Source organism: Streptomyces sp. APSN-46.1 (assembly GCF_022815725.1).
Lineage (GTDB): Bacteria > Actinomycetota > Actinomycetes > Streptomycetales > Streptomycetaceae > Streptomyces.
Map to the genome: position 1 here is coordinate 58311 of NZ_JALGRF010000004.1, position 13195 is coordinate 71505.

Here is a 13195-nt window from a genome sequence, read left to right on the forward strand (position 1 = left end):
CAGCGGCACCCGCACCGCGCCCCGCGCCTGCCCCCCCAACCCCCGGATGGGTCAGTGGTCGGGCCGGGAGCCGAACGGCAAGGCAGCATCGGAGCATGCGCTGCTTCCGCGTCCTGCCGGTGCTCGCCGCCGTACTCACCACCGTGGGCGGCTGTGCCGACGTAGAGGGGCTGCGCAGCGAGGGGGATCTCGGGACGGTGCACGCCCCGGAGACGCTGTGGGGCGACATCCACCCCGACCCCCCCGCCCCGGACCAGAGACCCGGCACGGCGACCGTGGTCCCGGGCCTGCCCAAAGCGCCGAAGGGCACCATGCGCGACGTGAACGCCCTGGACGTCGTACGCGCCGACGTCACGGCCTCCGCCGCCCAGGACGGCGGTACCGGCCGACTGGTGGACCCCCGGGCCCTCCAACGGCTCGCGCTCTGTACACAGGCTGTGGACGGCGGTCCGGACTGCCCGGTGCGCCCCGCCGTCCTGCGGGACGTGACCGGCAACGGCAAGGCGGAGCTGATCACCGCCCTCGACATCGACGGCCGGCTGAGCGAGCTGCTCGTCTACACCGTCCGGGACGACGGGACGATCGTCCGGATCCTGTCCCGGCGGGCCGTGCTGGAAGGCGTGGAGGTCGCCGCCGAGCACCTGGCCGTGCGCGAGCCGACCTCGAACCCGAAGAAGGTCGCCGTCTCCGACTACGCGTGGGACCCCGGGGCCGGGATCCTGAACCTGTCCCAGCTCACCCTGGACGACTGCCCCGCCGACCCGTCCGACGGGCGGCGGGTATGCGGCTGACGAGCAGTCTGCGCTGGAAGATCGCGCTGACCACCACCGCGGTGTGCTGCGCGGTCGCGGCGGCCCTCGGCATCCTCGTGCACAACGTGGTCTCCCGGCAGATCGTCGGAGAGGTCCGCAAGGACATAGCCCTGGAACTGGACCACGCCCTCGGCCACTACGAGTACGGCACCGCTCACGGCGACGTGAGCTGGGCTCTGAACCCGACCGACCTCCCGGAGCCGCTGCGCGCACTCGTCGCGCGGGGCATGACCGGCAGCATGGTCGGCGAACACGACGGCAAGCCCGTCATGTGGGCCGCCGCACCGGCCGACGGCAAGGCCCTCGCCGTCTGGCTCCCCTACGAGGCCACCCGCACCCGGCTGCGCGACATCGACGCCGCGATCCTCGCCTCCTCGGCGCTGGCGGCCGGAGCGGTGGCGCTGGTCGGCCTGTTCCTCGCCAACCAGATCAGCCGGCGGCTCGCCACCACCGCCGCCGTGGCCCGCCGGATCAGCGCCGGGGACCTCGACGCGCGCGTGGGCTTCCCGTCGGAGGGGGAGGACCAGCGGGGGCCGCACTCCCGGGACGAGGTACGGGACGTGGCGCACGCCCTCGACTCGATGGCCGGGTCGCTCCAGGAGCGGCTGGAGGCCGAGAAGCGCTTCACGGCGGATGTCGCGCACGAGTTGCGCACCCCGCTCACGGGTTCCCTGGCCGCGGCGTCCCTGCTGCCGGAGGGCCGCCCCAAAGAGATGATCAACGACCGGCTGAAGGCCCTGCACCTGCTGACCGAGGACCTGCTGGAGATCTCCCGGCTGGAATCGGGCGTCGAGCGGGCCGACCTGGCACGCGTGGAACTCGGCCGGGCGGTGCGGCGGGCCGTCGCGGGCACCCGGCTGCCCGCCTCGGTCCGGGTGGTGCGCGACGCGGTGGTGTTCACCGACCGGCGGCGCCTGGACCGGATCCTGACGAATCTGCTGGTCAACGCCGACAGGCACGGACAGCCGCCGATCGAGGTGACCGTGGAGGGCCCGGTGGTCTCGGTCCGCGACCACGGCCCCGGCTATCCGCCCGAGCTGATCGAGCAGGGCCCGCAGCGCTTCCGCACCGGAGACCCGGGGCGCGGGCGGAGCCATGGGCTGGGCCTGACCATCGCCGTGGGGCAGGCGGCGGTCCTGGACATCGCCCTGAACTTCTCCAACGCCCCGGACGGGGGCGCGGTGACCACGCTCAGACTCCCGATCGGGCGGTTGACGGAAGACAGTTGAAACGCCGGACGGCGGGCTCTGTTTCACGTGAAACAGGACCCGTCGCCGGTCAACTCACCTACTCAGACACCGATGTTCTTGCCGTCCTTGCGCCACACGGACACGACCGCCGGGCGGACGATCTTGCCCGGTCCGTCGGGCCACACCGACTGCGGCTTCTCGACGGACGCGCCGTCGAGCTCGCCCGGGTGCTGGACGGCGACCAGGACGCGCTTCTCCTGGATGATCGGGCCGCACGTCTCGGCGCCACGCGGGACCGTCAGGAACTGCTTCAGCTCACCTCGGCGCTCACCGGCCGTCGCGACACCGAACAGGCCGTCGTGGGAGCCGAGCTGGTTGCCGTCCGTGGAGATCCACAGGTTGCCGTGCGGGTCGAAGGCCACGTTGTCCGGGCAGGAGATCGGGCTGACCTTGTCCTTCGGGAAGCCCGCGAAATAGGTGGCCGGGTCGTTCGGATCACCGGCGACCAGGAAGAGCCGCCAGGCGAAGCCGTCGCCCGCCGGGTCGTCGAAGTTCTCGGCGAGCTCCAGGATCTGGCCGTGCTTGTTCAGGTTGCGCGGGTTGGCCTCGTCCGCTCCCGCCGCCTTGCCGGGCTTGCCGCGGTCCGTGTTGTTGGTCAGCGCGACGTAGACGCGGCCGGTGCGCGGGGAGGGCTCGACGTCCTCGGGACGGTCCATCTTCGTGGCGCCCACCTTGTCGGCGGCCTGGCGCGTGAAGACGTAGACCTCCTCGGCGGTCATGCCCTCGACGTGCGAGACGTTCCCGGTGGCCAGCTTGATCCACACGCCGGAGCCGTCGAACTGGCCGTCGGCGGGGAGCTTGCCCGTGCCGTCGATCTCGGCGGCCGGTGAGTCGCCGGTGAGCTTGGCGACGTAGAGGGTGCCCTCGTCGAGCAGCGTGAGGTTGTGCTCCTTCGCGGCGCGCGAATTGCCCTTCTTCATCCGCTTCGACGAGACGAACTTGTAGAAGTAGTCGAAGCGCTCGTCGTCGCCCATGTAGATGACCGGACGGCCGTCCTCGGTCAGGCGGGGCTGCGCGGCCTCGTGCTTGAAGCGGCCCAGCGCGGTGTGCTTGCGGGGAGTGGACTTCGGATCGTACGGGTCGAGCTCGACGACCCAGCCGAAGCGGTGCGACTCGTTGGGCTCCTGCGCGACGTCGAAGCGCTTGTCGAACCGCTCCCACTTGCGCTCGGTGGCACCGGCGGTCACGCCGTAGCGCTTCAGGCGGGCGGCCTGGGTGGGGTCGGTGACCTGGCCGGCGTTGCCGAAGTACTGGTTGAAGTTCTCCTCGCCGTGGAGGGTGGTGCCCCACGGGGTGGTGCCGCCGGCGCAGTTGTTGAGGGTGCCGAGGACCTTGGTGCCGGTGCTGTCGGCGGAGGTCTTCAGCAGCGCGCCGCCGGCGGCCGGGCCGGTCAGCTTGAACTCGCTGGTCGCGGTCAGACGGCGGTTGAGCTGGTGGCGGGTGACCGCGGTCAGCTTGCCGCTGCGGTGGTCCTCCTGGACGACGACCACGGACAGGCCGTGCGCGGCCCAGGCGATCTCGACCTGCTCGCGGGTCGGGTTGGCCGGGTCGTAGGCCTTGAACATGAGGTTCTCGTCGGTGTACTCGTGGTTGGCCACGAGCAGCTGCTGGCGCTCGTAGTCGCCGCCGAGCGGGAGAAGGCTCAGGAAGTCGTTGTTGTAGCCGAACTGACCGGCCTGGGCGGCGGCGGTCTGCTTGTCGGCGTTGAAGGCGGGCGCGCCCTTGACGATCGGTTCGCCCCAGCGGATGACCACGTTCTGCTCGTGGCCCTCGGGGATGGTGACCTGGTCGTTCGTGTTCGGCGCGACCGGCTTGAAGCGGAGGCCGCGGGCGCCGGTGCCGGTGCCAGTGCCGCCGGCGGCGCGTTGGGCGTCGGTGGCGGGGGTGGCGTTGGCGGAGGATCCGTCGCCACCGAGGGTGAGGGCGGTACCGGCGGCGGAGGCGACCGTCACGACGGCGGCGGAGCGCAGCATGGAGCGGCGGGAGTAGGCGCGGGCTATGACATCGCCGGCGTACTCGTTGTCGCTGGTGTTGGGCACCTCGTGGAAGCAGGCGTCACCGCAGCGGTAGCGGCAGGTGAGAGCGGAACGTCCGCTCCCATGCGGGTTGCCGATGAACGGCAGGAGCTTGCGCACGAGTGTCCTCCGAGTAGCTGCGTGGGCGCCGACAACGTGTCGGAACGAATCCAGCCGTGACGGTAGGCGCGAGTTGCGCCGAAGCGGCGGCGGTGGGATGAACGCCCGGTGAACCCGGCACGTCGGAGCGGAAGTTAGGAGCAGCGTTGTGCGTGTTTGGGCGCTGGACACCACGAAAGGCGCCCCTGCCGAAGTTCCAGCCAAGGGGCCGATAACCTTACGTGTCCACTCTGGGCAGGGATCTACCGCGCAGTACGGACAAATGACGCACGCACTCATGCGAAAGGCCTGGCCCATGGGTATTCGGAGCTTGTTGCGCAAGGTGTTCGGACGGTCTGCGGAGTCAGTTCCGGAGACTACGGACGCCACCTCGGCGGCCGTCCCGAACCAGGCGGAACGCACCGCACTGGAAGTCGCCCACGAACTCGTGGCGGCGTCCTTCGACAATCCGACGGTTCCGCCGCAGTCCGCCCCGCGCGACCGCGAACCGGGCACCCTCCTCACCGCCCCCGCCCCCGACCCCACGGTCCCGGAAGCCCGCCGGCCGTCACCCCCGCCCACCGCCGTAACGACGCCCGAGGCCGCCCCGGACCCGCTCCCCGCCGAGGCCGAGGCCGAAGGCCAGAACGACACCCCGCCTGCGGCCGAAGCGCACGCTGAGCCCGCGTCGGAGACGCCGGTAGCAGCGGCCGAAGCGGAACCGCTGGCCGCACAGGCTGAGCCGGAGCCGCTCACCGCCGAGGCCGAAGGCCAGGACAACGCCGCACCTGCGGCGGCGCCCGCGCCGGAGGCGCAGGAGGACGCTGCCGCCCAGGCCGAAGGCCAGGAGGACGCCGCGCCTGCGGCAGAGCCCGTGGCCGAGGCGGACACCGCGCCGGAGGCGCAGGAGGCCGACACCACCGCGGAAGCGGAGCCCGTGGCCGCACAGGCCGACGCGGAGCCCACGGCGGAGCCCGTGGCCGCGCAGGCCGACGCGGAGCCCACGGCCGAGGCCGTGGCCAGTGAGGCCGGGGACAGGGAAGGGCCGGCCGTTGGGCTCGCGGCGGTGAAGCGGCGGGCGCCCGCCGTCGCCGGGGCGTACAAGGCCGCCGGGCAGGTCCTGCGGAGCAAGGGCAAGGCCGGCGCCCGCGCCAAGGTGTACCTGGTCCTCGACCGGTCCGGTTCGATGCGCGGGTTCTACAAGGACGGCAGCGCCCAGTACCTCGCCGACCACGCGCTCGCCCTCGCCGCGCACCTCGACGACGAGGCCACCGTCCACACGGTGTTCTTCTCCACGGAGCTGGACGGCACCGCCGATCTGGCCCTCGACACCCACGCCGACACCTGGGTCGAGGACCGCCACGCCGAGCTCGGCCGCATGGGCCGCACCAGCTACCACGTGGCCGTGGAGGCCGTCGTGGAGCGCCACCAGAAGGACGGCGGCGAGGGCCCGGCCCTGGTCGTCTTCCAGACCGACGGCGCCCCCGACAACCGTCAGCCCGCCAAGGCGGCCCTGGCCGCAGCGGCCGCCACCGCCCCCGCGATCCACTGGCAGTTCGTCGCGTTCGGCGACCACGACGCCAAGGCCTTCGACTTCCTGCGCAAGCTGGACGCCGAGAACGCCGGCTTCTTCCACGCCGGCCCCGCCCCCCGCGAACTGACCTCCGCCGCCCTCCTCAAGGGCATCCTCGAACGGTTCTGACCGAAAGCGACCGAAGGGCCCGGGATCAGCCGTCAGCCGATCCCGGGCCCTTCGTCACACCTGGTCCAACTACCGCGAGGCGTCCGGGTGGACGGCTTCGGTGATCGGCTTGGCGTCGGCCGGCAGCTTCGTCTCCACCGGCTTGCGCAGCGCGATGTTCAGCTCGCGCAGGCGGGTCTCCTCCAGAACCGTGGGCGCGCCCATCATCAGGTCCTGCGCGTTGCCGTTCAGCGGGAACGCGATGGTCTCGCGGATGTTCGGCTCATCGGCCAGCAGCATCACCATGCGGTCCACACCGGGGGCGATGCCACCGTGCGGCGGGGCGCCCAGGCGGAACGCGCGCAGCATGCCCGCGAACTCGCGCTCGACGGTCTCCGCGTCGTACCCGGCGATCTCGAAGGCCTTCAGCATGACCTCGGGCTCGTGGTTGCGGATGGCGCCGGAGGACAGCTCGATGCCGTTGCAGACGATGTCGTACTGCCAGGCCAGGATGTCGAGCGGGTCCTTCTCCTCCAGGTCCTTCATGCCGCCCTGCGGCATGGAGAAGGGGTTGTGGGAGAAGTCGATCCGGCCGGTCTCCTCGTCCTTCTCGTACATCGGGAAGTCGACGATCCAGCAGAACCGGAAGACGTTCTCCTCGAACTGGCCGGCACGCTTGGCGGCCTCGACGCGAACGCCGGACATGATCTTGGAGACCTCGTCGAACTCGCCCGCGCCGAAGAACACGGCGTGGCCGGGGGCCAGGCCCAGGCGCTCGGTGAGGACCTTGACGTTCTCCTCGGTGAGGAACTTGGCGATCGGGCCGGTCAGCGAACCGTCCTCGCCCACCCGCACCCAGGCCAGGCCCTTCGCGCCGAGCGAGATCGCGTACTCGCCCAGGCCGTCGAAGAACTTGCGCGGCTGCGCGGCGGTGTCCGGGACGGCCAGCGCACGCACGTGCTTGCCGGCGAACGCCTTGAACTCCGAGCCCTCGAAGACATCCGTGATGTCCACGAGCTCCAGCTTCGCCCGCAGGTCGGGCTTGTCGTTGCCGTACTTCAGCATCGACTCGCGGAACGGGATCCGCGGGAACGGCGAGGTGACCTCGCGGCCCTTGCCGAACTCGGTGAAGATCTCGGTCATCAGGCGCTCGATCGGCTGGAAGACGTCCTCCTGCTCGACGAAGGACATCTCCACGTCGAGCTGGTAGAACTCGCCCGGCGAGCGGTCGGCGCGGGCGTCCTCGTCGCGGAAGCAGGGCGCGATCTGGAAGTAGCGGTCGAAGCCCGAGATCATCAGCAGCTGCTTGAACTGCTGCGGCGCCTGCGGCAGGGCGTAGAACTTGCCCGGGTTCAGACGGGACGGGACGACGAAGTCGCGCGCGCCCTCGGGGGAGGTCGCGGTGAGGATCGGGGTCGCCATCTCGTTGAAGCCGAGGGCCACCATCTTGGAGCGGATGGAGGCGATCACGGCCGAGCGCAGCATGATGTTGCGGTGCATGCGCTCGCGGCGCAGGTCGAGGAAGCGGTACTCCAGGCGCCGCTCCTCGTTCACACCGTCGTCGGTGTTGATGGTGAAGGGCAGCGGGGCGGCCGCGCCGAGCACCTCGACCTCGGCGGCCTCGATCTCGATCTCGCCGGTGGGCAGCTCGGGGTTGATGTTCTCCGCGCCGCGGGAGACGACCTTGCCGTCGACGCGGACGACCGTCTCCTTGGACAGCTTGTCCAGGGCGGCGGCCGCGGCGGTGCCGGGGCGGGCGACGAGCTGCGTGATGCCGTAGTGGTCGCGCAGATCGATGAAGAGGATGCCGCCCAGGTCTCGACGGTTGTGCAGCCAGCCGCTCAGCCGGACGTCGGCGCCGACGTCAGAGGCTCGGAGCTCGCCGCACGTGTGGGACCTGTACCGATGCATCAGTCATCCAGTTCTTCGCGATACCAGGGTGGATTCAACCGTCCCAAGGTTACCGCCCGAGCCGGGGACGGGGCGGGCATGCCCGCAGCGCCCCGTCAAGAGACACCGTGAACAGGCACCACACCCGCGAACGGGCACGACACTCGGATGACCTGTAAAGATGACCGGGTGCGCACCGAGGACGTCCTGGCCGCCATCGCGACGGGACTGTGGCGATGGGACAACGCCTCCGGGACGGTCACACTCGACAGCGAGGCCGCCCGGCTCCTCGGGCTGCCCGCCGAGCCGGTCGTCCTGCCCGAGGTCGCCGTACGGTCCCGGTTCCACCCGGTGGACTGGAACGAGATCAACGGCATCGTCACCCTCGCCGTCGCCGAGGACACCCTCGCCGAGGCCCGCCTGCGGATCATGGACGAGGACGGGCGGGTGCTGCGCACCGTGCGCAGCCGCTCCAAACCGCTGGAGAACCGCTGCGCCGACGGCCGCGTGGACTACGAGCTGATCGGCACCATCCAGGAGATCGCCGAGCCCCAGCCCGGCACCACCGCCGCGCACACCCCGATCACCGGTGACTGGCGGCGCTCCCGCGAGGCCTTCCTGCTGGACGCCGGGCGCGCCCTGGCGGAGGCCCGGTCCACCGCCGAGGTGCTGCGTGTGGCGGCCTCCCTGTCGATGCCCGGTTTCAGCCCCGACGGGCTGGCCGTCTTCGGGATGGCCGGCGAGCGGCTGTCGATCATCGGGCACCACGGGCAGGAACCCGGCGACGAGGGCCCCTTCGCACAGATGCGGCTGGACACGGACTATCCGGCCGCCGAGGTCGTCCGTACCGGACGGGCGATCTACCTGCCCACGCCCGAGGAGTACAAGCGGCGGTTCCCGGCCACCTGGCCGCTCGCCCAGCCCTTCGGCCGGGCCTCGTGGGCCTTCCTCCCGCTGATCGTGGCCGGGCGCACCATGGGCGCCTGGATGGCCGCGTTCAAGCACCCGGTGACCTTCTCCCCGGACGAGCGGTCCGTGCTGACCACCGTCGCCCGGATGCTGGCCCAGGCACTCCAGCGCGCCGGCGTGGCCGAATCCGAGCGGGAACTCACCACCGGTCTGCAACGGTCGATGATGCCGCAGCTCGGCCCCGAGATCCCGGGCATGACCATCGCCGCGCGGTACGTCCCGACCGGCGGCGGCCTCCAGGTCGGCGGCGACTGGTACGACATGATCCCGCTGCCCTCGGGCCGGTTCGCGCTGGTCATCGGGGACGTCCAGGGCCACGACGTGCGGGCCGCGGGCCTGATGGGCCAGCTCCGGATCGCCGTGCGCGCGTACGCCTCCGAGGGGCACCGGCCCGACGCCGTCCTCTCCCGCGCTTCCCGCTTCCTCGCCGGGCTGTGCTCCTCGCAGGAACGGGAGCGGGAGGGGGAAGGCGCCGGTCCCCTGGATGACGCGGACTTCCAGAGCCCCCGCTTCGCCACCTGCCTCTACGTGGAGTGCGACCCCGGGACCGGAACGCTGGAGGTGGCCCGCGCCGGCCACCCCGACCCCGCGATCCGGATGGCGGACGGCACGGTCCTGATGCGCCCCACCGCGGGCGGGCTCCCGCTCGGCATCGTTCCCGACACCGACTACCCCACCACCCGGTTCACCCTCGAACCCGGCGAGACGATGATGCTGTGCACCGACGGGCTCATCGAGACCGGCGGCCACGACCTGGACACGGGCTGGGCGCGGCTGCGCGCGGTCCTGGAGTCCGACACGCACGACACCGAAAACCTGGAGAAGCTCGCCGACCTGCTGGTCCAGGCGGTGCACGGCCCTTCCTCGCACCACACCACCGGCCCGCTGGCCGACCGCCGCGAGGACGACATAGCCGTCGTCCTGCTGTGCCGCGCGAGCGCGGAATGCGGCTGCGGCACCTCGATGACGTACCCGGCCCGCCCGGCCCGGCGCACCATGCTGACCGTCGCCCAGGCCGAGCCCGAGCGCATCGCGGGCGCCCGGCGCCAGATCCGGGAGCTGCTGCACGACTGGGCGGACGAGGACCAGCTGGACTCGGCCGAGCTGATGGTCTCCGAGATGGTGACCAACGTCCTCGTGCACACGGACGGGGACGCGGTGCTCGTCGCCGAGGCGGTGGGCGAGCTGGGGACGCGGCGGTTGCGCATCGAGGTCTCCGACGGCAGCGACGAACTCCCGCACAAGCGGCACCCCGGCGAGATGGCGTCGAGCGGGCGCGGGGTCCTGCTGATGGAGATGCTGGCGGACACCTGGGGCGTGGACCCGCGCGGCGAGGGCAAGTCCACCTGGTTCGAGCTGTACGAGCGGTCGAAGCCCCAGCCGGAGGCATGAGCCGTCCCCGGCCCTCCCCCGGGAGGGCCGACGCCGGGCGGCGCGGGACTGACGCCGGGCCGACGCCGGACTGACGCCGGGCCGACGCCGCGCTGACTCCGGACTGACGCGACGTCACGCGTGATTGGATGACCGGGTGTCGAGTCCCCATGACCTGCCGAGCCCCCTCCTTCCGGAGCCCGTACGGCGGCTCGCCGCCTGGTGCGCGGTCGTCCTGCTCATCACCGGCGTGGCGGCCGTCGCCGTGTGGCTGTGCGTCGTCTTCCGGACGGCCGTCACTCCCGCGCTGCTCGCCCTGCTCGGGACGGCCCTGCTCGGACCGATGCACCGGCGGCTGGTCCGGATGGGGGTGCGGCGCTCGCTCGCGGCCGCGCTGACCTGCCTCGCCGTGGTCGCGGTGGTCGGCGGGGCCACGTACGTCGTCGCCCTCGCGCTCATCGAGACCGGCGACGTGATCATCGCCGCGCTCGTGCGGGCCGGCGAGGGGCTCGCGGAGCACTTCGGGGCGGCCGGGACCTCGCTGGAGGACGTCGCCCGGAACTCCAAGGACCTGCTCGCGAAGTTCGGCGGTACGGCCGCCTCCGGCGTGCTCACCGGTCTCAGCGTGGTCGGCGGGATGATCGCGATGGCCCTGCTGGCGATGGTGCTGATCTTCTTCTTCCTGCGGGACTCCGACCGCGCCGTGGGCACGCTGCGCGCGCTGGCGCCGCGCCGCTCGGGCGACCTGATGGAGGCGATGGGGCGGCGCGCCTTCGAGGCCGTCGAGGGCTTCATGCGCGGGACCACCTTCGTGGCCCTCATCGACGCCGTGCTGATCGGCGCGGGTCTGCTGGTGCTCCGGGTGCCGGGCGCGGTGGGCCTGGCCGCCCTGGTCTTCGTGACCGCGTACATCCCCTACCTCGGCGCCTTCCTCTCGGGCGCCGTGGCGGTCCTCGTCGCCCTCGCAGACCGGGGCTGGGTCATCGGCCTGTGGGCGCTGGGCGTGGTCCTGGCGGTCCAGGTGATCGAGGGGTACGTACTCCAGCCCGTGGTGCAGAGCCGGACGGTGCAGATGCACCCGGCCGTGGTGATGCTGGCCATCACGGCCGGGGCGAGCGTCGCCGGGATCCTGGGGATGCTGCTGGCGGTTCCGCTGACGGCGGCCGCCTTCGGGGTGATCTCGGAACTCCGGGCCCGGTACGCGGAGCCCGCGGCCCAGGGCAGACCGCCCGGGCGTTCCTCCTTCAGGACGCCGTAGACGATCGAGTCGCGCCAGTCGTTCTGCGCGTCCACGCCCGCAGAGTCCAACTCATGCCATTTGCTCGCGTTTTCCACACTTTCGTGTGCCGCACATCAGTTTCTCTGGCCTGCTGGCGCCCCACTCTGGTTCGCTCACAGACCGTGCCACTCGGCACGATGTTCAGAGATGCGGAGTAGATATGGCAGACCTGCCCAAGGGCCTCTACCGGATCGTCTTCACCCACGAGCAACTCCTCACCACGCTGGGCTCCGAGCCCGGTGCGCCGCTGGTCCTCCTGCCGCCGGACAGCGGGCTCACGCAGACGTGGCAGGTGCAGAGCAACGGCAACGGCACCCACACCATCAGCGCCGACGGCCAGCACGTGAGCTACGACGGCGACCCGGACATGCACGAGCCGGCCCTGCTGCTGCCCGAGCCCCGCCAATGGCAGCTCATCCCCGCCGCGGAGCCCGGCACTTACTTCATCGGCGTCGTGGACGCCCCCATGCGCCTGGGCCTGAGCCTGCTGCGGATCTTCCCGCCGCGTGTCGCCCTGGCCCCCGAGTACGGCGACCCTTACCAGGCCTGGACCTTCCAGCCCGTCGGGTAGCAGCCTCCGGGCTGAGCCCCGTGCCGTCCGCCAGCCACGCCAGCGGGCGGCACCGCTGTGCTGAGCTTGGTGTTTCAACCTCTCACAACCTGCGTTGCCCTCCGCGTGCCCCATCGCGCACAGATCCCCCGCACCAGGGGCCTGATAGGGCACTGGTGGGCAAGGTGACTCGCCGCGCAGCTCTGCGTCGCGGTCAGATACCCCCGGCCGGAATCGTGCCCAGCCGGCCGGCCTGGAAGTCGTCGAAGGCCTGCTGGAGTTCGTGCTTGCTGTTCATGACGAACGGCCCGTAGTGCGCCATCGGCTCCCGTATCGGGCGCCCGCCGAGCAGGATGACCTCCAGGTCCGGGCTGTTCGAGTCCTGCGACTCGTCCGCGCGCACGGTCAGCGACCCGCCCTCCCCGAACACCGCCGTCTGGCCGGTGTGGAGCGGCCGCCGGTCCGTGCCGACGCTGCCGCGCCCGGCCATGACGTAGACGAGGGCGTTGAAGTCCTCGCGCCACGGCAGGGTGATCTGCGCGCCCGGCGTGATGGTCGCGTGGACCATCGTGATCGGGGTGTGGGTGATGCCCGGGCCCGCGTGCCCGTCCAGCTCGCCGGCGATGACCCGGAGCAGGGCGCCGCCGTCGGGGGTGGTCAGCAGCTGGACCTTGCCGCCGCCGATGTCCTGGTAGCGCGGGGGCATCATCTTGTCGGAGGCCGGGAGGTTCACCCACAGCTGGAGGCCGTGGAAGAGCCCGCCGCTGACGACGAGGGACTCCGGCGGGGCCTCGATGTGCAGGAGGCCCGATCCGGCGGTCATCCACTGGGTGTCGCCACCGTTGATGATGCCGCCGCCGCCGTTGCTGTCCTGGTGGACGAAGGTTCCGTCGATCAGGTACGTGACGGTCTCGAAGCCGCGGTGCGGGTGCCACGGGGTGCCCTTCGGCTCGCCCGGCGCGTACTCCACCTCGCCCATCTGGTCCATCATGATGAACGGGTCGAGGTACTGGTAGTTGATCCCGGCGAAGGCGCGCCGCACCGGGAATCCCTCGCCCTCGAACCCGCCGGGGGCGGTCGTGACGGCCAGCACCTTCCGGGCGGCGGTCTCCTGGCCGGGCTCCGCGACGCGGGGGAGCGTCAACGGGTTCTCCACAGTCACTGCAGGCATGGTCGGAACCTCCTTCTGCGTCGAGTTTAGTTGAAAGCTGAACTTTCTGCCACCCCGCAGAACAGCGCACCGCCCGATGTCATTCCCGGGTCAACCCGGCGCCGGGAT

The 13195-nt window shown here is 71.5% G+C and carries 9 protein-coding genes; 6 read left to right on the forward strand and 3 right to left on the reverse strand.

The annotated features are described in order from the left end of the window. Positions 1 to 95 precede the first annotated feature (95 nt). Entirely contained in the window at positions 96 to 791 is a 696-nt protein-coding gene (locus tag MTF65_RS14605) for a hypothetical protein (RefSeq protein WP_243629123.1), read from the forward strand. Further along, the gene (locus tag MTF65_RS14610; protein WP_243629124.1) at positions 782 to 2041 is read left to right on the forward strand and encodes a HAMP domain-containing sensor histidine kinase; all 1260 of its coding nucleotides are present in this window, start codon (positions 782 to 784) and stop codon (positions 2039 to 2041) included. The genes MTF65_RS14605 and MTF65_RS14610 overlap by 10 nt, the downstream gene beginning before the upstream one ends. Positions 2042 to 2103: 62 nt before the next feature. Here MTF65_RS14610 and MTF65_RS14615 read toward each other — a convergent pair whose 3' ends face one another. After that, on the reverse strand, positions 2104 to 4197 hold the full coding sequence (locus tag MTF65_RS14615; protein ID WP_243629125.1) for a PhoX family phosphatase: 2094 nt from the start codon (positions 4195 to 4197) through the stop codon (positions 2104 to 2106). 295 nt (positions 4198 to 4492) lie between these two features. Between MTF65_RS14615 and MTF65_RS14620 the strand changes: the two genes are divergently transcribed. Beyond that, the gene (locus MTF65_RS14620; protein ID WP_243629126.1) at positions 4493 to 5878 is read left to right on the forward strand and encodes a VWA domain-containing protein; all 1386 of its coding nucleotides are present in this window, start codon (positions 4493 to 4495) and stop codon (positions 5876 to 5878) included. Between the two features lie 69 nt (positions 5879 to 5947). Here the strand turns inward: MTF65_RS14620 and aspS are convergent, their stop codons facing one another. After that, on the reverse strand, positions 5948 to 7768 hold the full coding sequence (gene aspS, locus MTF65_RS14625; RefSeq protein ID WP_243629127.1) for an aspartate--tRNA ligase: 1821 nt from the start codon (positions 7766 to 7768) through the stop codon (positions 5948 to 5950). Between the two features lie 168 nt (positions 7769 to 7936). Between aspS and MTF65_RS14630 the strand changes: the two genes are divergently transcribed. From MTF65_RS14630 to MTF65_RS14640, 3 genes are all read left to right on the forward strand, one after another. Next, positions 7937 to 10108 (forward strand): SpoIIE family protein phosphatase, encoded by a 2172-nt coding sequence (locus MTF65_RS14630; protein ID WP_243629403.1) that lies wholly within the window; start codon positions 7937 to 7939, stop codon positions 10106 to 10108. A 136-nt stretch (positions 10109 to 10244) separates the two neighbouring features. After that, complete coding sequence (locus tag MTF65_RS14635; protein WP_374207232.1) at positions 10245 to 11345, forward strand: AI-2E family transporter; 1101 nt, start codon at positions 10245 to 10247, stop codon at positions 11343 to 11345. Positions 11346 to 11526: 181 nt separating this feature from the next. Then, positions 11527 to 11937, forward strand: coding sequence for a hypothetical protein (locus MTF65_RS14640; RefSeq protein WP_243629128.1), 411 nt, complete (start codon positions 11527 to 11529; stop codon positions 11935 to 11937). Positions 11938 to 12130: 193 nt separating this feature from the next. On the opposite strand, the gene MTF65_RS14645 is transcribed toward MTF65_RS14640, so the two are convergent. After that, complete coding sequence (locus tag MTF65_RS14645; RefSeq protein ID WP_243629129.1) at positions 12131 to 13087, reverse strand: pirin family protein; 957 nt, start codon at positions 13085 to 13087, stop codon at positions 12131 to 12133. Positions 13088 to 13195: the final 108 nt, after the last annotated feature.